The sequence below is a fragment of the Streptomyces sp. NBC_00076 genome, assembly GCF_045041235.1.
Taxonomy (GTDB): domain Bacteria; phylum Actinomycetota; class Actinomycetes; order Streptomycetales; family Streptomycetaceae; genus Streptomyces.
The window spans coordinates 9,765,768-9,786,058 of record NZ_CP108242.1 but is presented as its reverse complement, the minus strand read 5'-3'; the positions used below and the strand labels follow the sequence as shown (position 1 = coordinate 9,786,058).

Below are 20,291 nucleotides of genomic sequence, written 5' to 3'. Positions count from 1 at the left end.
TCACCCCGAGTAGACGTTGAGGAGCAGGTCTGCGGTGTCGGGCAGCGGGCTGGCCTCCGCGTACGCGATGGCCTCGGCGATCTCGTCGCGGGTGCGCTGCCAGGTGTCGTCCAGTTCGGCGCGGGTGGCGGTGCCGTCGGCGAGGGCACGGGCCTCGAGGAGGTCTATCGCGTCGCGGGCCTTCCACTCCTCGACCTCCGCGTCCGAGCGGTAGGGGTGACGCAGTCCCTTGACGCCTTGGTGGTCGTAGTAGCGGTAGGTCTTGGCCTCGATGAACATGGGGCCCTCGCCGGCCCGGGCGCGTGCGACGGCCTCGACGGTGGCTTCGTGAACCGCGAGCGCGTCCATGCCGTCGACGATCACGCTGGGCATGCCGTAGGACGCGGCCCGGTCGGCGACGTCGGTGATCAGCATGTGCTTCGACTGCGGGGTGAACTCGGCGTAGCCGTTGTTCTCGCAGATGAACAGGACCGGCAGCCGCAGGATCGCGGCCATGTTGGCACCCTCGTGGAAGCTGCCGATGTTGGTGGCGCCGTCGCCGAAGAAGGTCACGGCGATGTTGTCCTCGCCCCGGTACTGGGCCGCGAAGGCGGCGCCGACGGCGATCGGGACGCCGGCGCCGACGATGCCGTTGGCGCCGAGCATGCCGAGGGTGACGTCGTTGATGTGCATGCTTCCGCCGCGACCGAGGCAGGCGCCGGTGACGCGGCCGTACAGTTCGGCGTACATGTGCCGGAAGCTGACACCCTTGGCCACGGCGTGGCCGTGTCCGCGGTGCGTGGAGGTGATCTGGTCGTCGTCGCGGAGGGCCGCCATCACGCCCGCGGCCACCGCCTCCTGGCCGACATAGAGGTGCAGGAAGCCCGGCAGCTTGCCGGCCTCCATGAGTTTTCCCGCCTCGGTCTCGAAGAGGCGGATGCGCACCATGCGCTCGTGCAGATCCCTGATGACCTGCGCTGATGCATGGTTCGCGGCCGGATCGGCCGACTTCTTCGATGCCCTTTGAGCCATCGTCCGCCCCTTCGCCCCGAGCGAGGTGATCCAAGCAATCGGACTTTCTTGTGCCGGTCTACAGTAACCAGCAGGTGGCCACCTTACTGAAGGCAGTCTCTAATTACTACGCCCCGGACCGACCCGGCTCCCCAGTGCCGCCGCGCTCGTCGACCAGCTCCAGCACATTGCCCTCCGGATCCGCCCAGAAGCTGATCCGGTGGCCTCGCGCCCACACGACGACCGGATCCGACAGCGGCCAGGCACCGCGGGCCGCCAGAGCCGTCACGACCGGACCGAGGTCGTCCAGGGGGAAGGTGAGATACGACAGGCCCCGGCGCCCCGTCAGCGGCACGACGGACTCGGCGGACGCCGGGACGGACTGAGGCAGGATCAGCTTGACGCGCCCCCCGGAGGGCACCTGAAGCCAGACGACGAGCAGCTCACCGCCCAGCCCGGCCGCAGTGGCGATGGACGCCGGGATGCGGGAGCGGTGCACCTCGAAGCAGCCGAGCACCTCACGGTAGAAGCGCTCCATCAGCTCCAGGTCACGCACGACGACACCCGCCTCGAACGGTGCGGTCATGTGCGCCCGCACCTCGAGCACCGGGGCGACCCTGTCGTCGGTCATCACACCACCTCCACATCGAGCGTGCAGCCATCACACGCCAGCAACTGGAGGCGGTCAATAGAAAGATCGCCTCACGCCTGGCGCTTCCGCGCTCGGCGAAGGCGATGTGACCTGCGGGTCACCGAAGGGTCGACTTCCGCACTTTCTATTGACAGACAACACTAACCCCTGTTGTCGTGTCGCTCACACCCCAGCTGCTTTACCAGAAGCCCTTCACCAGCTTGCGGCTGGGAGGATTGTGAGGACATCGTGGTCCAGACCAGTTCACCGGAGACCCGGGCGAACGACGCCGAGCGTCAGCCACCCCCGGCACCGGAATACTCCTCGTGGATCAGCCAGGACCGGTCGACAGACCCCGCGTCCGTGACGATGCGACGGGAAGCCGCCGAGCTCGTCGAGCGCGTCATGGAGCACTACCGGGCCAACACGACGCACGAGGCCGACGGTCAGTGGACCGAACCCGTCGCCCACTATCTCGACGCCGACCGCTGGCAGCGGGAGACGGACGCCGTCCACCGCACCGTTCCCCTTCCGCTCGCCATGTCGGCCGAGCTTCCGGGGCCGAACACCTACAAGGCGCTGGACGTGCTCGGTCTTCCGGTCCTGATCACCCGGGACCGGCAGGGCGTCGTGCACGCGATGATCAACGCCTGCCGGCACCGCGGTGCCAAGATCGTCGAGCCCGGCTGCGGCGTGTCCAAGCGGCTCACCTGCCCGTACCACTCCTGGTCGTACGACCTGGCCGGGGAGCTGCGGGGCGTGTACGCGGAGAAGACCTTCGGCGACGTGTCACGCGCCGGGCGCAGCCTGGTACGACTTCCTGCGGGGGAACGCGCCGGGATCGTCTTCGTCTCGCTGGACCCCGCCGCCGAACCCGACCTCGACGAGTGGCTCGGTGACCTGCAGCCGCTCCTCGAGGGGCTGCGCCTCGCGGAGTGCCACCACTACTCGACCAAGGAGCTGACCAGCCCCAACTGGAAGGTCACGCTCGACGGGTACCTGGAGACCTACCACTTCGCCTCGCTGCACCCGAAGACGGTGTTCGAGACGAACCTCTCCAACATGATGGCCCATGACACCTGGGGTCCCCACCAGCGCATCTCACCGGCCCTGCGCCCCATCGCGCAGGCGGTCGAGCTGCCCGCGGACCAGCGCGACCCCGGAGAGTGCGTCGGAGCCATCTACTGGCTCTACCCCGGTCTCGCGATAGCCGGAGGCTGGCGCAACAAGATCGCCGTCTCCCTGGTGCTTCCCCGGACGGCCACCGAGTCGGTCACGCAGCAGATCATCCTGCTGCGCGAACCGGCGGCCACCGAGGAGGAGCGCCACGTCGCCGACACGTTCGGCGAGTGGTTCTACGAGGTGGTCCGCGACGAGGACTACGCGACCACCTACGGAGTCCAGCAGGGGCTCAAGGCCCTCGACGGGACCGACTTCGTCTTCGGACGCAACGAGCCCGGACTCCAGCACTTCCACCGCACCGTTCACGAACACCTGGACCTGAACGACAGAGCCACCAGGTGACCGACCGACAAGAAACGCAGGAGAACAACATGGTGGCTACGGGCAGCCTCGACGGACGTGTCGCGGTGATCACGGGCAGCACACGCAGCATCGGCCGGGCCATCGCCGAGGCCTTCCTGGCCCAGGGCGCCACGGTCGTCATCAGCGGCCGTTCCGAGCTCAAGGGCAAGCAGGCCCTGGAGGAGATCGACGCCGGGGACCGGGCGGTCTTCCACCCCTGCGACGCCAACCGCCAGGAGGACATCGAGGCCCTCGCGGACTTCGCCGCCGAGCGCTTCGGCCGGCTCGACATCTGGGTCAACAACGTCGGCGGCACCTCGGGCTTCGCGCCCGTCCACCAGCTCAGCGACGAGGCCTGGCACGACGCCCTCAACCTGAACCTCAACGCCTACTTCTACGGCACCCGCCGTGCGCTGGCGAAGATGCTGGAGGGCGGCTGGGGCCGCATCATCAACATCTCCTCCGTCGAGGGCAAGCAGGCCAACAAGCCGGCGATCAGCCACTACATCACCAACAAGCACGCCATTCACGGCCTGACCAAGGCGACCGCCTTCGAGTACGGCACCCAGGGCATCACCTGCAACGCCATCTGCCCCGGCGCCGTCGACACCGATCTGATGCGGGCCGCCGGCCCGGCCGCGGCCGAGGCTGAGGGCATCAGTTACGAGGTGTGGCTGGGCCGCTTCGCCGAGCACGCCGCCACCAAGCAGATCACCACCGTGGAGCAGGTCGCCGCGGTCGCCTCGCTGCTGGCTAGCGACAACGGCGCGGGCATCACGGGCACGCTGATCAGCGTGGACGGCGGGACGGCGCAGTGGTAGGGACCGGCGCGGTGGCAGAGACCGGCGCGGTCGTCAGGACGGGCGTACTCGTCAGCACCGGCACGGACAGCGGGAGAGCCTCGGCATGAAGAGCTGGATCACTGACTGGCAGCGCAGCGAGCGTCTGCCCCACTACACCCGCGCCAACGCGGGCGAGACCCTCCCGGAGCCGGCCAGCCCGCTGGGCTGGTCCCTGGTGTGGGGGCGCGGTCTGCACGGCTGGCGCAACGGCTTCGTCGGTTTCGGCATCTACCGCGAGGAGGAGGTGGCCGGCCCCAGGCCCCCCTTCGTCGGGATGTTCGGCGGCTACTTCTATCTGAACCTGTCGCACATGCGGCTGTTCGGTATCCGCATGGGGCAGACCGCCGACCAGATCGACACCGCCTTCGTCGGCCAGCGCTCCGACACCCCGGTGTACGTGGCGCACCCGGAGGACCAGGACGGGGAACTGACGGCCAAGGCCGGGGCGACGGTCCAGCGGATGCTGGGACAGACCGGCTTCCCCGAGGCCGACGCCGACCAGGAGCGGCTGCGCCGTGTCCGCCGGGAGCGGCCCGACCTCGCGCTGCTGTCCGACGCGGAGCTGGTGGCGCACGCCCGCTCGCTCCTCGACGAGGTGGAGACGACGTTCCAGCGCCATGTCGAGTCGTCGCTGCCCGCCTCCGTGGGACCGGCGATCCTCGGACCGCTGTGCGCGAGCCTGGACCGTCCCGGCGCCATGCTGGACCTCATCGCGGGGCTCGGTGACGTCGACTCCGCCTCCCCCTCCACCGGGCTGTGGACGCTGTCCCGGCAGGTGGTGGCCTCGGCCGAGCTCACCGCGCTGTTCGACCAGGGGCCGGCCGCGGTCGAGCGGGCGCTCGCCGGGGCGAGCGGAGACGTGAAGGCGTTCCGTGACTCCTTCGACGAGTTCCTGGCGGCCTCCGGCGACCGTGGCCCGAACGAGTGGGACATCCACGCGCTGTCCTGGGAGGCGGCGCCGGTCCAGGCGCTGGCCCTGGTCGACCGGATCCGGCACAGCTCCGCCGACGACTCCCCGGCCGAGCGCCACCGCCGTCTTGCGGAGCGCCGTACGGAGTTCGCGGCGGAGATCCGGGCCGCGCTCCCGGAGGACGTGCAGCCGATGTTCGACGCCGGTATGCACGCCTCCCAGGTGTGGATCCCGGCCCGCGAGCGGACCAAGGCCAACTGTGTGTCCGTCATCAACGAGATCCGGATGGCGGTACGGGAGCTGGGCCGCCGTGGGGTCGAGGCGGGACTCCTCGCCGCGCCCGAGGACGTGATGATGCTGCTGGACACCGAGCTCGACGACTACGTCGCCGCGCCGGACGCCTTCGGCCCCGTCATCGCCCAACGGCTCGTGGAGTACGCCGGTCTGCGTGAACTGGAACCGCCGTTCTTCATCGCGGCGGACGCACAGACCGAGATCGACACGTGGCCGCGACGCAGCGAGGAAGGAGCCGCGGCCGCCGGTGAGAGCGATGTGCTGACGGGCGTCGGCGGCAGCCAGGGCACCTACACCGGCAGGGTCCGGGTGGTCACCGACCCGGCCTCGTGCGAGGCGCTGGAGCCGGGCGAGGTACTGGTGGCGCCGATCACCGACGCCGCCTGGACCCCGCTGTTCCTGGTCGCCGGAGCCGCGGTGGTGGATGTGGGCGCGCTCAACAGCCACGCCGTCGTGGTCTGCCGGGAGCTGGGCATTCCCGCCGTCATCTCCGTCGAGGGCGGTACGCAGCGGCTGCGGGACGGCATGGTCATCACGGTCGACGGCACCAAGGGCACGGTCACCGTGGACAGCGTCCCGGCGGCTCTCGCCATCTGAACGGCCCGCGGGCCTGTCGCTTCTTCCTGACAGAGGGCGGCGGGCCCGCGAGCTTGGCCCCACCAGCATGACCTCGGAAAGGACCACCGTGGCAGAGGAAAGCGCAGGCGAGATCATCGTCGCCGGCTGGATGGACTACGAGCCGACGGATCGCGACACCATGCTGAGGCACCTCGTCGAGGTCGGGAAGCGCACCCGTGCTCAGGAGCCCGGCTGCCTTGACTACGCCATGACCGCCGACCCGGCCGACGGACGCCGGATCCGGGTGTACGAACGGTGGGTGTCCCAGCAGGCCCTGGACGAACACTTCACCACGGCACACATCAAGGACTTCCGCGCGGCCACGACCGGGCTGACCCGGGTGGGCGTTTCCCTGGAGACCTTCAGCGTCGCGGGAGCACGTTCCATGCGGTAGGCGTCCGCGCGGGCACCACACACACCACACACAAAGGGGGCGTCGGCCACGGAGATCGTGGCCGACGCCCCCGCTTGTGCCGGGGCCCCTTGAACTACGCGCGGCTGTACGGGTCCTCGGCCAGCCGGACCAGCATCTTGCCGACGTTCCCACCGGCGAGCAGAGCGAGCAGTGCCTGAGCCGCGCTGTCGAGACCGTCGGTCACCGTCTCGCGGGCGGTGATGCGGCCCGATCGCAGCCAGTCGGCGACCCTGCTCTCGAACTCCGGTCGCAGGTCGTCGTGGTCGCGGACGATGAAGCCGCGCAGGGTCAGCCGCTTGAGGACCGCCTGGATCAGCTGGTTGATGTCGGCGGACCGCCGCTCGCCGCCGAACTGCGACATCATGCCGCACAGGGCGATACGGCCGCCCGTCCGCAACGCGTGCAGAGCGGCGGCGAGTTGCTCTCCGCCGACGTTGTCGAAGTACACGTCGACACCGTCGGGCGCCAGCCGGGCCAGGGCGTCGCGCACCGGTTCGGCGCGATAGTCGGCGGCGGAGTCGTAGCCGAACTCCTCGACCAGCAGGGCGCACTTGTCCGGCCCCCCGGCGGTCCCGACGACGCGCTCCGCGCCCAGCAGCCGGGCGAACTGTCCGGCGGCGCTGCCCACGGCCCCGGCCGCCGCCGACACGAAGACGGTGTCGCCGGGGCGAACCTCGGCGATCCGCGCGAGCCCGACGTAGGCGGTGAAGCCGGTCTGCCCGAGCAGCCCCAACCACGTGGGCAGCGGGGCGAGTTCAGGGTCGATACGGCCCGCGGCATCGGTGTCGGCGGGGTCGAGCACGGCCCACTCCCGCCAGCCGAGCTGGTGGCGTACGAACGTGCCCGGCGGCACGGAGGGGCAACGGCTCTCCTCGACGACGCCGAGGGCCCGGCCGTCGAGCGGCGATCCGGGCGTGAAGTTGTGCGTGTAGTGCTTCTCGGTGCTCTCCAGCCGCCCGCGCATCGACGGGTCGACGCTCATGTAGAGGTTGCGGACGAGCAGTTGTCCCTCGTTCAGGGGCGGGAGCGGGCGTTCCTCGACGGCGAAGTCACCGAGGGCCGGCTCCCCCTCGGGGCGGCGCACCAGGCAGACCACCCGGGTGGTGCGGGGCGGCACCGGCTCACTCCTCCGGCGGCAGGGCGCCGCGCCGCTGGGCGAGGCGGCCCACCCAGCCGGCCATCTGGAGGTCGGCGTGCCGCAGTTCGCCGGACTGCCAGCGGGCCTGGAAGTCGAAGATGCCCTGTGCCCCGGTCTTGGGATCGGTCACCTCCACCAGCCCGTCCTCGGTGAGCCGGTACACCTGCCCGGTCAGCGGATGGGTCACTTGCTTGGCACTCACGGCTCACTCCTGCGGTCTGCGGCGCACGCCGCGTTTGGTGACGGTCACCGGGCCGTCGACCCGGAGCCGGCAGGCGAGCCGGGTCAGGCCGTCCACCGGTCTGCGCAGGGCCTCGATGCCCTCGCGCTCCAGCGGGCCCACGGGGGAACAGTTCTCGGCGCCCTCCTCGACCTCCACGAAACAGGTGCGGCAGGTGGCCTTGCCTCCGCAGACGGTGGGCCAGCGGTAGCCGAGCCGCTGGGCGGCGCTGAACAGGTCCTCGTCGTCGCGCACCTCCAGCTCGACACCGGAGGGCAGGACCGCGACCCGGTGGGTCACGGTCACTTGTCCATCCAGTGGTCGAGCGTCTGGTTGAAGTGCCGGATGCGGCTCTCCTGGTAGTTGGACAGGGTGATGCCCGGCTTGCGCATCGTCTTCAGACCCTGCTGGACGTAGGGGAGGTTCTCGCAGTCCTGGTCGAAGACGGGGCCGAGCACACCGAGTTCCGGGATGTCGGCGAAGAGCATCTCCTCGGGAACCCAGCGGATCTTGACCGGGGGCGGCATCTCGCCGGGCTTCTTCGGCGCCGACATGAAGATGATCTCGGCGGTGCAGGAGTCGGGGTCGAGGCCGTTGGGCCTGAACCGGTAGATGATGTTGGACTTCGCGCCGCCCCAGGGGTTGAAGTTGGGGAACAGCAGGTAGTTGATGGCGTCCAGCAGTTCGGTGTCGGCGGTCTGCGAGAAGTCCTGGTGCGAGGTGGCCGCGAGCTGTGCGCGCATCCGTTCGGCGAGGACCTGGCGGGCGGTGCCGCCGGGCGGGATGGCGGGCAGCTCGTCCCCCTCCTCCATCACCAGGTCACGGCCCTGGGCCGCCGCGTAGAACGCCCGCGAGCCGTAGAACGTCTCCAGTACGTCCTCCTCCGTGACCGAGTCGGCCACGTGGGGGCTGGGGGCGCCCTGGATGTTGATCATGCGGTTCCAGTTGGGCTGGTCCGCCATGACGTCGTACTGGGAGTTCGCGTCGGCGAGCCAGGGGAGCATCTGCGGGTGCGTGGCGATCACATGGAAGGACTCGATGAACGCGTCCTGGGCGATCTTCCAGTTGCAGGGCAGCACCTTGGCGATGTGCAGCGACTTGTAGCGGTCCTGGAGCGGCCAGATGTAGTACTCGTCGAAGCTGCCGGTGTAGCTCTCGAACGACTCCGCGTAGGGGTCCATGTTGATGAAGACGAAGCCGCGCCAGGTGGCCACCTTCGCCTCGGGAAGGGCGAACTTCTCCGGGGTGACATGGGGGAAGTCCCAGGCGCAGGGCGGCGTCTGCATGGTTCCGTCGAGGTTCCAGGCGAAGCCGTGGAACGGGCAGCGGAACTCGCCGACGTTGCCGCCGCCGGTACGCAGTTTGCGGCCGCGGTGCAGACACGCGTTGACATAGGCGCGGATCTCGTCCGGCGCCGTACGCACGATGATCAGTGAGTCGTCGCCGATCTCGTAGATCTCGTGGTCACCGACCTCGGGGATCTCGCTCTCCAGACAGGCGAACTGCCACACGCGGCGCCATACCTGCCGCATCTCGCGCTCGGCCCACTCGCGAGAGGTGAAGCGGGTGGTGTCGATGTCCTCGCTGCCGAGGTAGTCGTTGTTGTCGAACCTCAGCGAGGGAGGAACGGGCCGGCTGTCCCGGTCGAGGTAGTCCTGGACGCTGGGCCCGGGGCACCGCGCCGTGCCCGACTCCGACGTTTCGTCCATCTTCTCTCCTCCGGCAGAAACTTTAGAGTGAGTGTAGTTACGGGGCACCTCTGGGAGCAACACTCACGACGCCTCCCGGACTCCGCCCAACCCGATGCGGCGAGGGATCGGCATCGCTCACCACGAAATCGTTGCGCCCAACCCCTCCCCAAGCCCGGAGGAGCGTGTCACACTCCGTCGCACCCGAGGCTGTATAGCCTCACAAGTTTCTCTACCGGCCCGGGGCGGTGTCCGACCCGCCTGGGCCACAGCGCCGCCCGATTGCACCGGCGGCCCGCGCCGTACCCCACGACGGCGATCCACTCAGCCCGACCGATCAGCTGTGCGTGCCGTCCCGGACCGGGCGGCACAGGATCCGCCTGTACAGAGCCGGCCGCCGCGAACGCGGGAGCGACGCGGGCCGCGGCAGCGCAGGCGCCACACCACGGGAGTACTCAACGATGAGTTCCAGACCCGGACGCGCGGTCCGTCGCGCGCTCACCGCGATCGTCTCCGTCACGACCCTGCTCGCCCTGGCGGCATGCGGCACCGACACGACTCCGGCCGCCGATACCGCCAAGGCCGCGGCTCCGGACTCTCCGGGCCTGACCGCGGCCCGCGAGGCCGTGCAGAAGTACTCGGAGCACCCGGCCAAGATCCCGGTCACCGAACCGGTGGGCAAGAAGATCCCCACAGGCAAGAAGATCGACTTCATTCTGTGCGGCGTGCAGTCCTGCCAGGACCTGGCCGACTTCTTCACCGAAGCGGCCAACCAGCTGAACTGGAAGGTCAAGCAGATCGCCACCCAGGGCACACCGGAGTCCGTCCAGGCCGCCTACGACCAGGCGCTGCGCGACAAGCCGGACGCCGTCGTCGCCTCCGGATTCCCGCGCGCGGTGTACGCCAAGCAGCTGGCGCAGCTCAAGAGCGCCGGTATTCCGGTCATCCAGTCGAACGCCGACGACGTGGTGGGCGACGGCATCTCCCTGCTGAAGAACGGGCCCAAGGAGGTCGCCGTCCAGGGCGAGATGCTCGCCTCGTGGGTGGTGGCCGACAGCGACGCCAAGGCCGACACGGTCTACTTCGACCTGCCCGCCTACACCATCCTCAAGCCGGTCAAGGACGCCTTCGCGGCCAAGTACAAGGAATGGTGCGAGGGCTGCGCGCTGGACAGCGTCGACGTGCCGATCACCTCGATCGGCAAGGACATGCCGGACCGGGTGGTGTCGTACCTCCGCTCGCACCCGAAGGTGACCCATGTCGTCTTCTCACTGGGCCTGCTCAACGTCGGGGTCCCGGCCGCGCTGAAGACCGCCGGCGTCACCGGCAAGCACATCGCCGTGAACGTCGGTGACGGGCAGAACTACCAGTACATCCAGAGCGGCCTCAGCGACGCCGCGATGGCACTGAACTCGCACGAGACCGCCTGGCTCCAGGTCGACGCGCTGGCCCGCAACTTCACCGGCCAGTCCATGGACGTGGATCAGCAGGCGGTGCTGCCCAACATGCTGATCACCAAGGACAACCTCCCGAAGACCCTCGGTGACTTCGCGCTCGTCGAGAACTACCAGGCGCAGTTCGAGGCGCTCTGGGGCCTGAACTGACCGACCCGCGCGCCGCCGCGGCATGCCGGCGGCGCGTCACTCGACGGATGGAGCAGCGGTGCACGCTGACACGCCAACGGAGACAACCGAGCCGACCGAGGCAGCGCGCGGGGCGGCCGGGGCCGAGCAGAGCGACCGGCCGGTGCTGCGGGTGTCCGGTCTGTCGAAGCGATTCGGCGGAACCCAGGCGCTGCAGGACGTCGACCTGGAGATCGCACCCGGCGAGATCCATGCGCTGATCGGGCCCAACGGCTCCGGCAAGTCCACCCTCATCAAGATCCTCGCCGGCTACCACCACGCCGAGCCCGGTGCGGTCGCCGAACTCGACGGCGAGCCCTTCGACCTGGGGCAGGTCACCGGCTCACGGCACGATCTGCTCCGCTTCGTCCACCAGGAGCTGGGGCTGGTCGGAGAGCTGAGCGCCACCGACAATCTCGCGCTCAGCCGCGGCTTCGCCCGTACCGCCCTCGGCAACATCCGCTGGTCGGAGATGGAACGGCGGACGACCGCCCTGGTCGAACGGTTCGGCCTCGGGATCGACGTACGCCGTCCCCTGTCGACGGCCACTCCCGTGCAGCGGGCGGTGGTGGCCATCGCCGCCGCCCTGCAGGGCTGGGAGGGCCGACGTGGCGTTCTCGTGCTCGACGAGCCGACCGCCGTGCTGCCGCCCGGGGAAGTGGCCCAGCTCTTCGACATCGTGCGGGAGATCCGTGACGCCGGTGCCGGCGTCCTCTACGTCTCGCACCGCATGGACGAGATCTTCGCGCTGGCCGACCGGGTCACCGTGGTCCGCGGCGGCCGCCGGATCGCCACCCGCCCGGTCGCCGAGCTCACCCCTCGCTCGCTCGCGGAGCTGATGGCGGGCGAGGAGATGGAGACCGAGCACCGTCCGCAGCCGTCCTCCGGTCCCGCCGAGACCGTCCTGGAGGTCCGTGACCTGTCGGCCGGCCCGCTGCGCGGAGTCGGCTTCACTCTGGCCCGGGGCGAGCGGCTGGGCATCACCGGCCTGGTCGGCTCCGGCCACGAGGTGGTGCCGTACGCGGTGTGCGGAGCGTACGGCGGTTCCGTGCGCGGCCAGGTGCGGGCGCCGAAGCGCTCCCGGCGCTGGGTCGACGTGCGGGACGCGCGTGGCCTGGGCATTCCGCTGGTCCCCGCGGACCGTGCCGCCGAGGGCGTGATCGGCGACTTCTCGGTCGCGGAGAACCTCACCCTCCCCCTGCTCGACCGGTTTCGCGCGCGTGCCGGACGGCTGCACCGGCGCCGCGAGGCCTCGCTCGTCGAGGAATGGATCCGCAGGGTCGGGGTGCGCACCGCCGGGGGCCGGCCGGCCGGCGCCCGGATCACCACCCTGAGCGGCGGCAACCAGCAGAAGGTCGTCATGGCCCGCTGCCTGGCCCAGCAGCCCGAGGTGCTGGTGCTGTGCGAACCCACGGCGGGCGTCGACATCGCCACCCGCCTCCAGCTGTACGACCTGATCGAGCGTCAGGCCGACGACGGCATGGGCGTGATCGTGTCCTCGTCGGACACGGAGGACCTGCTCGCGCTGTGCACCCGCGTCCTGGTGGTGCGGGACGGCCGGATCGTACGGGAGATCAGCGGCCGGGACATCACCGAACCCGCGCTGGTCCACGCCATGGAAGGAACAGAGTGACATGACATCCACCCCGACCCGGGCCGCGGAGCTCCGGCCGACCGGACCGGACGAGCCGGCGATCCCCGCCGTGGGGGCACTGGGCGCGCTCGGCCGGCGGGCGGTGGCCGCGGGGTCGTTCCGCAACATCGGCGCCGTCTACGTGTGGCTGCTGATCGCCGTCCTCTTCTCCGTATGGGCGCCGGACACGTTCCCGACCGTCACCACGGTCAAGCAGGTCCTGAACGGCAACGCCGTGGCCGGGCTGGTGGCGCTCAGCGTCGTCCTGCCGCTGGCCGCCCGCGTGTTCGACCTGTCGGTCGCCTACACCATGTCCCTCACCAGTGTGCTGACCGCCCACTTCCTGGTGTCCAAGGACCTCGGCCCCGCCACCGCGATCGCCTTGGCGATGTGTGCGGCGCTGCTCGTCGGAGTGGTCAACGGTCTCGTGGTGGTGGTGCTGAGGGTCGACTCGTTCATCGCCACCCTGGCGACCGGCGCGCTGATCCAGTCACTGATCACCATGGTCACCAACGACAGCTCGATCACCGGCCTGCCACTGCTGGCCAAGCCGTTCTCGAACATCGCCCAACTGGACGCGGGCGGCATCACGCTGCCGGTGCTGTATCTGCTCCTCGCCGCGACGGCCATCTGGTTCCTGCTGGAACACACCGCGACGGGGCGCCGGTTGTACGCGACCGGCTTCAACGCCGACGCCGCACGTCTGCAGGGGGTGCGCACCGACCGGCTGCGCTTTCTGACCCTGCTGACGTCCTCGCTGCTGGCGGGTTTCGCCGGAGTGGTCTTCGCCTCCTCGGTGGGATCCGGATCGCCCAGCGCGGGCACGCCGTACCTGTTGTCGGCCTACGCGGCGGCCTTCGTCGGAGCGACGCAGCTGCGCGCGGGCCGCTTCAACGCCTGGGGCACGGTGATCGCCGTCCTCCTGCTGGGCACCGGCATCACGGGGCTCGGTCTCGCCACCAGCGCGCAGTGGGCAGCGAGCCTGTTCACCGGCTCGGTGCTGATCGTCGCGCTCGTCCTCACGGGCGGCCGGATCGCCGTGCCGGCGGTGCTGAGGCGCCGGAGACCGCCGCAGCACGGCGCGGGTTCCGCGGCCGGCGGCTCTGTTCCCGTCCCTGACAAGGAGGCCTGACATGAAGGCGGTTCAGTATCGCAAGGTGGGCACCGCGCCGGAGGTGGTCGAGGTGCCCGTACCCGAGCCGGGCCCGGGCCAGGTGCTGCTGAAGGTGACGGCGGCGGGCCTGTGCCACTCGGACCTGGCGGTCATGAGCTGGCCCGAGGAGCAGTTCCCGTATCCGCTGCCCATGACGCTCGGTCACGAGGGTGTCGGCATCGTCGCCGCGCTGGGCAGCGGGACCACGGGAGTGGCGGAGGGCGACGAGGTGGCGGTGTACGGCCCATGGGGCTGCGGCCAGTGCCGCAAGTGCGCGGAGGGCAAGGAGAACTGCTGCCCGCACGCCGCCGGGCTCGGCATCATGCCGCCCGGGCTCGGTTCCCCGGGCGCTCTCGCGGAGTACATGGTGGTGGACTCGCCGCGCCATCTGGTGCCGCTGAAGGGTCTGGACCCGGTGCAGGCCGCCCCGCTCACCGACGCCGGGCTCACTCCGTACCACGCGATCCGCACGTCGCTGCCCAAGCTCGTGCCGGGCAGCACAGCCGTGGTGATCGGCGTCGGCGGCCTGGGCCATCTCGCCGTACAGCTGCTGCGCGCCCTCACTCCGGCCCGGGTGGTCGCCCTCGATGTGAGCACGGACAAGCTGGAGCTCGCGCGCGCCGTCGGCGCCCACGAGACGCTGCTCTCCGACGGCGAGGCCGCTTCCCGGGTGCGTGAGCTGACCGGCGGCACGGGCGCCGAGGTGGTGCTGGACTTCGTGGGGGCCGAGGCCACCCTCGCGGTGGCCGCCGCGTCGGTGGCGACGGAGGGCGACGTGACCGTCGTCGGCATCGGCGGAGGCACCCTCCAGGTCGGCTTCGGGGGCGGTCTGCCCTTCGAGGTGTCCGCCTCGGCTCCCTACTGGGGCAGTCGCCGGGAACTCATCGAGGTGGTCGACCTGGCGCGACAGGGCCTCGTCTCCTCCCATGTCGAGACCTTCTCGATCGAGGACACGCCACTGGCGTACGAGCGCCTGCACGCCGGGGAGGTCAGCGGCCGCGCGGTGGTGCTGCCGCACGGCTGAGCGGGGAAGAACGGGCTTGTCTCAAACGCCGGAGGGGCTGGGTAAGTCAGCCCCTCCGGCGTTCGTTCAGCGACCGACCGGATCTTCCACCGGGACCCTCGCCCCCACCACCCGCTCCACACAGCGCCCGAGCACCGTCAGGAACTCCGGTGTCTCCCAGGGCCCCCGGTCCACGCGCCCGGTGTCGGCCACGCCGAGGTCCTGCACGTCGTACCGGCCGCGGCAGTGGCCGAGGGTGAAGTAGCAGACCTCGCCTCGGCCGTGCCGCTTGAGGTACAGCACAGGGCGGGGCGCGTCGTCGAGCGCCGCCGTGTCGCCCTCGGCGAATCCGCGGCACGGCCCCGTGTACTCGGCGTGGAGCAGCACCTCCAGCTCGCCGTGCAGCTCGCACACGTACAACTCGTCGGCCACCGTGAACGGTTGGATGCCCTGGACCAGCGGATGGTCCGGCCGGGTCACCCGTACCTCGTACGGTTCGATCGGCGGGTGGGCCAGGAACTGGCTGCCGAGCACCCCGGCCAGGTCCCCGAGCAGCCGTGGGGTGGTGAACAGCCGGGGCCCACGGGCGGTCGGCGCCTCGATCACCGAGTTGGTGCCGTGCAGCGCGAGCCAGCGTCCGCCCCGCTCCACGAACCGTGCCAGCGCGGCCCGTTGGGACGGGCGGGGCCGCACGTCGCAGGTGTAGGTCACCAGCAGGTCGGCCTGCTCCAGGGCGGGCAGGCAGTCGTAGTCCTGGTGGACGGTCGTGCGGACGTGAGGGTGGCCGCCCAGCAGGTCCAGCAGTCGCAGCCGCGCGTAGTCGAAGTCGTGCCACCTGCCGCCGCAGACCAGTACGGCGTCCAGGCGGCCCGCCGGGCCGGCCACGGCTCAGTACTGGACGCGGGTCAGCAGCCCGCCGTCCACCACGAGGTTGACTCCCACGCAGAAGGAGCCGGTCACGCCCAGCAGGAACGCCACCGCCGCGGCCACGTCCTCCGCGGTGCCGTAGCGGCCGATCGGCAGCTTGGCGAGCACCTCCTCGTACACCTCCGGGCGGCTGGTACGAATGGTCTCCCAGGCGCCGCCCGGGAAGTCGATCGGGCCGGGCGAGACCGTGTTGACCCGGATTCCCTTCGGAGCGAGGGAGTGGGCGAGGGCGGACGCGTGCTGGACGACCGCGGCCTTCAGGGCGGAGTACGAGTTGGCTCCGGCCGGGCGGGCGGTGTCGGAGGCGTTGGTGGTGCCGATGGCCACGACGGCGGCCCGGTCGGAGGCCTCCAGATACGGCAGGGCCGCCTCGACGAGTCCCGCGAACGGGATCAGGTCGCCGCGCAGGCTGGCCTCCCACGACTCGGGGCCCTTGACGTTGCCCGCCGAGACGTTGGACACCAGCAGGTCCAGGCCGCCGAGTTCACCGGCGGCCCGCTCCACGAAGCCCGCGAGCGCGGCCGGGTCGGTGACGTCGACCGGCTCGGCGAACACCGTCGCGCCCTCGCCGCGCAGCTCGGCGGCGGCCTTGGCGAGGGCCTCCTCGCCGCGGGCGCACAGTGCCAGTGCGCAGCCCTCGGCGGCCAGTGTCGTGGCGATCGCCCGGCCGATGCCCCGGCTTCCACCGGTCACCAGCGCCCTCGCGCCTGTCAGTCCCAGATCCATCGTCGTCACTCCTCAGTGCCTTTGTTGTGCGGGGTGTCTCAGTGCCTTGTCGTGCGGGGCGCCGCAGTGCCGTTGTGGTGCGGGGCCCGCAGCTTCTGTGTGGTGCGGGGCGCCGCAGCGTCTTTGTTGTGCGAGGCCCGCAGCCTCTTTGTTGTGCGGGGGCCTCTGATGTCGCGAGTGCCTTTGGTGTCGCGTTCAGTTGCCGGACAGTTCGGAGAACGGCACCCGGTCGACCCGCGGCTCCCCCGGCAGCTTCAGCACCCGCTCGCCGATCAGGTTGCGCTGGATCTGGTCGGTGCCGCCGGCCAGCCGGTAGCCGGGGGCACCGAGCAGGTGTTCCGTCCACGCGAAGGTGCCCGGCTCCCCGGTGTCGGCGCCGATCCGGGCGCCCATCAGCTCGGCGGCGACCTGCCCGGTGCGGGTGAGCAGGTCGGACGCCATGAGCTTGGTCAGCGAGGCCTCCGGGCCCGGTCGGCCGCCGGCCACGCTGGCCCGGGCGACACGGTCCACGGTGGCGGCCCGTAGCGCACCGCGTACGTACAGGTCGGCGAGCCGCTGGCGCACCAGGGGGTCCCCGGTCCGGTGCAGCGAGCGGGCGAGGGCGAGTACGTCGTCGAAGGTGCCGCCCTTGCGCCGGTTTCCGGATCCGGAGGCGGTGCGTTCGAAGGCGAGGGTGGCGTTCGCGACCTCCCAGCCCTGGCCGGGGCGTCCGATCCGCAGCCCGTCGGGAACGCGTACGCCGCTGAGGAAGACCTCGTTGAAGGAGGCGCCGCCGCTCATCTGGCGGATCGGACGGATCTCCACACCCGGGCTGTCCATCGGGACCAGGAAGGCGGTGATGCCGGCCTGTTTGACGACGTCCGGGTCGGTACGGGCGAGCAGCAGGCCGTAATCGGCGAACTGGGCGCCCGACGTCCACACCTTCTGGCCGTCGATCACCCAGTTCTCGCCGTCCTGGCGGGCACGGGTGCGCAGGGCGGCCAGGTCGGACCCGGCGCCGGGTTCGCTGAAGAGCTGGCAGGCCAGCAGATCCGTACGGAGGAAGGCACGCGCGTAGGTCTCGCGCTGCTCGGGTGTCCCGAAGAGGGAGACCGACATGGCCACCAGCCGTACCGTGACACTGATCAGCTCGGTGGACGGCGGTACGTCGAACGCCGCCTCCTCCTCCGCGAAGACCGCCGCGTGGGCGGCGGTCAGGCCCTGGCCGCCGTTCTCCTTCGGGAGGGTGAGGGCCTGATAGCCGGCCTCGTGCCGGGCTCGGTGGTGGGCGCGGCAGCGGTCGAGCAGCCGGCGTTCCTCTTCGTCCGGGAGATTGTGGAAGACGGCGAGATCAGCGGCGGTGTGCCCGGTGGTCTCGGCCGGTTGCCGGCGTTCCAGCACGGTGGCCAGCCACTGGCGGACCTCACCCCGCCACTCGTCCACCTTCGGTTGGGACATGGCGACCTCCTCGGCACACGTGTCCAGACGGAACTCATCGGACGGCACTCAACAGACGGCACTTACCGGGCGGCACTTACCAGACGACTGCTTCAGTAACGGTGGCCCGGAGTGGGGCCCCGGACCTGTTCAACAAGGGAGAGTGCCTCCGACTCGGATCAGAGTGTTCCGTACTTTCTTGATAAACGCTACAGTCTTGGCGTCGACTCTCCCACCTGCCCGGCCGATGGGCAGACGGGGTCGCCCGCTGGAGCCGGGGAGAGGACGAACCGAGGAGCGTCGGAGGATTGATGTCCCTACAGCCACTCGACGTGCGCGCCCGCGAACTGCCGGACGCGACCGCCCTGACCGACGACACGGAGAGCCTGTCCTGGTCCCGGCTGGCCGACCAGGTGGCCCGCCTGACCGGTCGGATGCTGGAGATCGCGCCCGGGCCGCAGGACCGCGTCGCCGTCCTCGGCGACAACGCCGTGGCGACGATGGTGGCCCATCTCGCCGGGCTGCGGGCCGGGGTCGGCACGGTGGCCGCCTCCCGGCAGCTGACCGCCCGCGAGCTGGTCGACCTGCTGACCGACTCGGGCGCGAAGGCGGTGATCAGCGGCCCGGCGGGTGAGTCGGCCGCCCGGCAGGCCGGCGCGGAACTCGGCCTCCCCGTCGTCGTGCACGGAACGCCGGCCGAGGACGACGCCATCGACTGGACCCAGTGGCTGGCCGACGCCGAACCGGTACCGGTGCCCGCCGGCCGCCCGGCCCGCCCGCCGCTGGTCTACACGTCGGGCACCACGGGACGGGCCCGCGGCACGGAGGTGCGCTGGGTGCGGGGCCCGGTGACCGACAGCGCCGCCTACCTGGAGGCGGTGGCCGCCCGCCCCGGCTTCCCGCCGGGTCCGCATCTGGTGTGCGGTCCCCTCCAGCACAACGGACCGCTGACCTCGCTGCGCCATCTCGCGGCCGGCCGGCCGGTCGTGATCCTCGGCAGGTTCGACGCGGAGACCTTCCTGCACCAGGTGGAACGCCGCCGGGTCACCTCGTCGGTGATGGTGCCGACCCACTTCACCCGGCTGCTCGCGCTGCCCGAGGAGGTGCGCGAACGCTACGACGTCTCCAGCCTGATGCAGGTCTCGCACACCGGCTCCGCCTGCCCGCCCGAGGTCAAGCGGGCCATGATCGACTGGTTCGGTCCGGTGCTGACCGAGTCGTACGGGGCCAGCGAGGCGGGCACGGTCGCGCGCATCGACAGCACCGAGTGGCTGAAGCACCCCGGTTCGGTGGGGCGGGTCCAGGCACCCTTCGACGTGCTGGTGACCGGCGACGACGGTCGTCCGGTTCCCGCCGGGGAACTCGGACTGCTCGCCTTCCGGGCACCGGAGGGCCGCGGCGTGCGCTACCACGCGGACGAGGAGAAGACCAAGGCCGCCTATGTCGCCCCGGGCGTCTTCACTCTCGGCGACATCGGTTATGTCGACCCGGACGGCTACATCTTCATCACCGACAGGGCCTCGGACGTCGTGGTCTCCGGCGGGGTGAACCTGTACCCGGCGGAGAGCGAGGCCGTGCTGGGTGAGCACCCGGGGGTCGCCGAGGTGGCGGTCATCGGAGTGCCCGACCGGGACTTCGGCGAGTCGCTGCGGGCCCTGGTCGTCGTGGCCGACGGGAGCGAACCGGCGGACGCGGAACTCGACGCCTTCTGCCGCGAGCGGCTGGCCGCGTACAAGTGCCCGAAGTCGTACGAGGTCGTCCCCGAACTCGTCCGCAACGCCATGGGCAAGCTCGACAAGCGCGCGATGCGACGCCCGTACTGGAACTCCGACCGGACGATCGCCGGCTGAGCCGGCCCACTCGTCCTCCCTTGCGAAGGATCATTCATGACGGAACTTCTGCTCGTCCGGCACGGCCTGCCCGTCGCCGGCGTGTTCGACCCGGGACTGTCGCCGGAGGGCACCGCCCAGGCCGAACGCCTCGCCCCGTGGCTGGCGGACGAGGGCATCGACGCCCTCTACTCCAGTCCGTTCCGGCGGGCCCGTGAGACGGCGGCGCCGCTCGAACGAGTGACGGGCATGACGGCGACCGTGCTGGACGACCTGCGTGAGTGGGACACCGACGTCTCGCACCCCTACACACCGCCGGAGCAGATCAACGCGGACGACCCCCGGTCGGTGGCGCTCTCCGAGGGACGGTACGAGGACTTCGTACCGGACCTGGACTGGGACGCCTTCCGGGCCCGGGCGGTGCGGGCCGTGAACACCATGCTGGACGCCCACCCGGGAGGGCGGATCGCGGCCGTGTGCCACGGCGGCATCACCAACACCTACCTGGCGACCGTGCTCGAGATACCCCGGATGTTCTGGTTCCACCCCGGCTACACCTCGGTCAGCAGGGTGCGCCGCATGCCCGGGGGACGGATCGTGCTCCACTCCGTGAACGAGACGGCCCATATGGTCGCTCAGCGCGCCGTCGACCCGGTCGGCTGAGACCGCGTCTGCGCCGACCCCTCACCTTCGACACCCCTCAGGAGGCACC

19 protein-coding genes are annotated in these 20,291 nt (G+C 70.7%); 10 read left to right on the top strand and 9 right to left on the bottom strand.

Annotated elements, in window-relative coordinates; translation table 11 throughout:
• On the bottom strand, positions 1 to 1,011 hold the full coding sequence (locus OHA64_RS43630) for a thiamine pyrophosphate-dependent dehydrogenase E1 component subunit alpha (protein ID WP_405622745.1): 1,011 nt from the start codon (positions 1,009 to 1,011) through the stop codon (positions 1 to 3).
• 106 nt (positions 1,012 to 1,117) lie between these two features.
• Positions 1,118 to 1,621: a VOC family protein gene (locus OHA64_RS43625; protein WP_405622744.1), complete on the bottom strand. Its 504-nt coding sequence runs from the start codon at positions 1,619 to 1,621 to the stop codon at positions 1,118 to 1,120.
• A 249-nt stretch (positions 1,622 to 1,870) separates the two neighbouring features.
• Between OHA64_RS43625 and OHA64_RS43620 the strand changes: the two genes are divergently transcribed.
• The 4 genes from OHA64_RS43620 (at position 1,871) to OHA64_RS43605 (ending at position 6,203) form a co-directional block, all read left to right on the top strand.
• A complete protein-coding gene (locus tag OHA64_RS43620; protein ID WP_405622743.1) occupies positions 1,871 to 3,145 on the top strand; it encodes an aromatic ring-hydroxylating dioxygenase subunit alpha in 1,275 nt (424 codons plus the stop codon).
• Between the two features lie 29 nt (positions 3,146 to 3,174).
• The gene (locus OHA64_RS43615) at positions 3,175 to 3,966 is read left to right on the top strand and encodes an SDR family NAD(P)-dependent oxidoreductase (protein WP_405622742.1); all 792 of its coding nucleotides are present in this window, start codon (positions 3,175 to 3,177) and stop codon (positions 3,964 to 3,966) included.
• Positions 3,967 to 4,051: 85 nt separating this feature from the next.
• Positions 4,052 to 5,788: a PEP-utilizing enzyme gene (locus tag OHA64_RS43610; protein ID WP_405622741.1), complete on the top strand. Its 1,737-nt coding sequence runs from the start codon at positions 4,052 to 4,054 to the stop codon at positions 5,786 to 5,788.
• An 88-nt stretch (positions 5,789 to 5,876) separates the two neighbouring features.
• Positions 5,877 to 6,203 carry a putative quinol monooxygenase gene (locus tag OHA64_RS43605; RefSeq protein ID WP_405622740.1) on the top strand — a complete coding sequence of 109 codons (327 nt, stop codon included), beginning with the start codon at positions 5,877 to 5,879 and terminating at the stop codon, positions 6,201 to 6,203.
• Positions 6,204 to 6,297: 94 nt separating this feature from the next.
• Here the strand turns inward: OHA64_RS43605 and OHA64_RS43600 are convergent, their stop codons facing one another.
• From OHA64_RS43600 to OHA64_RS43585, 4 genes are read right to left on the bottom strand one after another with little or no spacing between them, the layout of a single operon-like run.
• Positions 6,298 to 7,341, bottom strand: a complete 1,044-nt coding sequence (locus OHA64_RS43600) for an NADP-dependent oxidoreductase (protein WP_405622739.1) — start codon at positions 7,339 to 7,341, stop codon at positions 6,298 to 6,300.
• 4 nt (positions 7,342 to 7,345) lie between these two features.
• On the bottom strand, positions 7,346 to 7,564 hold the full coding sequence (locus tag OHA64_RS43595; protein WP_405622738.1) for a transposase: 219 nt from the start codon (positions 7,562 to 7,564) through the stop codon (positions 7,346 to 7,348).
• A gap of 3 nt (positions 7,565 to 7,567) precedes the next feature.
• Positions 7,568 to 7,888 (bottom strand): 2Fe-2S iron-sulfur cluster-binding protein, encoded by a 321-nt coding sequence (locus tag OHA64_RS43590; RefSeq protein WP_405622737.1) that lies wholly within the window; start codon positions 7,886 to 7,888, stop codon positions 7,568 to 7,570.
• Positions 7,885 to 9,291 (bottom strand): SRPBCC family protein, encoded by a 1,407-nt coding sequence (locus tag OHA64_RS43585; protein ID WP_405622736.1) that lies wholly within the window; start codon positions 9,289 to 9,291, stop codon positions 7,885 to 7,887. Before OHA64_RS43585 ends, OHA64_RS43590 begins: the two co-directional genes overlap by 4 nt.
• 440 nt (positions 9,292 to 9,731) lie before the next feature.
• On the opposite strand from OHA64_RS43585, the gene OHA64_RS43580 reads away from it, so the two are divergent.
• Genes OHA64_RS43580 through OHA64_RS43565 form a run of 4 tightly spaced genes read left to right on the top strand, consistent with a single transcriptional unit; the run spans position 9,732 to position 14,702 of the window.
• On the top strand, positions 9,732 to 10,874 hold the full coding sequence (locus OHA64_RS43580; protein WP_405622735.1) for a substrate-binding domain-containing protein: 1,143 nt from the start codon (positions 9,732 to 9,734) through the stop codon (positions 10,872 to 10,874).
• Positions 10,875 to 10,932: 58 nt separating this feature from the next.
• A complete protein-coding gene (locus OHA64_RS43575; protein ID WP_405622734.1) occupies positions 10,933 to 12,525 on the top strand; it encodes a sugar ABC transporter ATP-binding protein in 1,593 nt (530 codons plus the stop codon).
• Position 12,526: 1 nt separating this feature from the next.
• Entirely contained in the window at positions 12,527 to 13,657 is a 1,131-nt protein-coding gene (locus tag OHA64_RS43570) for an ABC transporter permease (protein ID WP_405622733.1), read from the top strand.
• Between the two features lies 1 nt (position 13,658).
• Entirely contained in the window at positions 13,659 to 14,702 is a 1,044-nt protein-coding gene (locus OHA64_RS43565) for an NAD(P)-dependent alcohol dehydrogenase (RefSeq protein ID WP_405622732.1), read from the top strand.
• A gap of 66 nt (positions 14,703 to 14,768) precedes the next feature.
• On the opposite strand, the gene OHA64_RS43560 is transcribed toward OHA64_RS43565, so the two are convergent.
• The 3 genes from OHA64_RS43560 to OHA64_RS43550 all read right to left on the bottom strand — a co-directional run bounded on the left by OHA64_RS43560 (position 14,769) and on the right by OHA64_RS43550 (position 17,771).
• On the bottom strand, positions 14,769 to 15,566 hold the full coding sequence (locus OHA64_RS43560) for a ThuA domain-containing protein (RefSeq protein ID WP_405622731.1): 798 nt from the start codon (positions 15,564 to 15,566) through the stop codon (positions 14,769 to 14,771).
• Positions 15,567 to 15,569: 3 nt separating this feature from the next.
• Positions 15,570 to 16,334 (bottom strand): SDR family NAD(P)-dependent oxidoreductase, encoded by a 765-nt coding sequence (locus OHA64_RS43555; protein WP_405622730.1) that lies wholly within the window; start codon positions 16,332 to 16,334, stop codon positions 15,570 to 15,572.
• 195 nt (positions 16,335 to 16,529) lie between these two features.
• The gene (locus OHA64_RS43550) at positions 16,530 to 17,771 is read right to left on the bottom strand and encodes an acyl-CoA dehydrogenase family protein (RefSeq protein ID WP_405622729.1); all 1,242 of its coding nucleotides are present in this window, start codon (positions 17,769 to 17,771) and stop codon (positions 16,530 to 16,532) included.
• A gap of 290 nt (positions 17,772 to 18,061) precedes the next feature.
• Here OHA64_RS43550 and OHA64_RS43545 point away from each other — a divergent pair, with 290 nt between their 5' ends.
• Together OHA64_RS43545 and OHA64_RS43540 are read left to right on the top strand one after the other, a co-directional pair.
• Positions 18,062 to 19,600 (top strand): AMP-binding protein, encoded by a 1,539-nt coding sequence (locus OHA64_RS43545; protein ID WP_405622728.1) that lies wholly within the window; start codon positions 18,062 to 18,064, stop codon positions 19,598 to 19,600.
• 36 nt (positions 19,601 to 19,636) lie between these two features.
• Positions 19,637 to 20,242, top strand: coding sequence for a histidine phosphatase family protein (locus OHA64_RS43540; protein ID WP_405622727.1), 606 nt, complete (start codon positions 19,637 to 19,639; stop codon positions 20,240 to 20,242).
• Positions 20,243 to 20,291 lie beyond the last annotated feature (49 nt).

What these genes read in the sequence shown, in the direction of transcription:
- OHA64_RS43615 (WP_405622742.1), top strand. Translation starts at nt 3,175, where the DNA reads ATGGTGGCTACGGGCAGCCTCGACGGACGTGTCGCGGTGATCACGGGC.
- OHA64_RS43570 (WP_405622733.1), top strand. Translation starts at nt 12,527, where the DNA reads ATGACATCCACCCCGACCCGGGCCGCGGAGCTCCGGCCGACCGGACCG.
- OHA64_RS43625 (WP_405622744.1), bottom strand. Translation starts at nt 1,621, where the DNA reads ATGACCGACGACAGGGTCGCCCCGGTGCTCGAGGTGCGGGCGCACATG.
- OHA64_RS43540 (WP_405622727.1), top strand. Translation starts at nt 19,637, where the DNA reads ATGACGGAACTTCTGCTCGTCCGGCACGGCCTGCCCGTCGCCGGCGTG.
- OHA64_RS43610 (WP_405622741.1), top strand. Translation starts at nt 4,052, where the DNA reads ATGAAGAGCTGGATCACTGACTGGCAGCGCAGCGAGCGTCTGCCCCAC.
- OHA64_RS43580 (WP_405622735.1), top strand. Translation starts at nt 9,732, where the DNA reads ATGAGTTCCAGACCCGGACGCGCGGTCCGTCGCGCGCTCACCGCGATC.
- OHA64_RS43545 (WP_405622728.1), top strand. Translation starts at nt 18,062, where the DNA reads ATGTCCCTACAGCCACTCGACGTGCGCGCCCGCGAACTGCCGGACGCG.
- OHA64_RS43565 (WP_405622732.1), top strand. Translation starts at nt 13,659, where the DNA reads ATGAAGGCGGTTCAGTATCGCAAGGTGGGCACCGCGCCGGAGGTGGTC.
- OHA64_RS43630 (WP_405622745.1), bottom strand. Translation starts at nt 1,011, where the DNA reads ATGGCTCAAAGGGCATCGAAGAAGTCGGCCGATCCGGCCGCGAACCAT.
- OHA64_RS43555 (WP_405622730.1), bottom strand. Translation starts at nt 16,334, where the DNA reads ATGGATCTGGGACTGACAGGCGCGAGGGCGCTGGTGACCGGTGGAAGC.
- OHA64_RS43550 (WP_405622729.1), bottom strand. Translation starts at nt 17,771, where the DNA reads ATGTCCCAACCGAAGGTGGACGAGTGGCGGGGTGAGGTCCGCCAGTGG.
- OHA64_RS43585 (WP_405622736.1), bottom strand. Translation starts at nt 9,291, where the DNA reads ATGGACGAAACGTCGGAGTCGGGCACGGCGCGGTGCCCCGGGCCCAGC.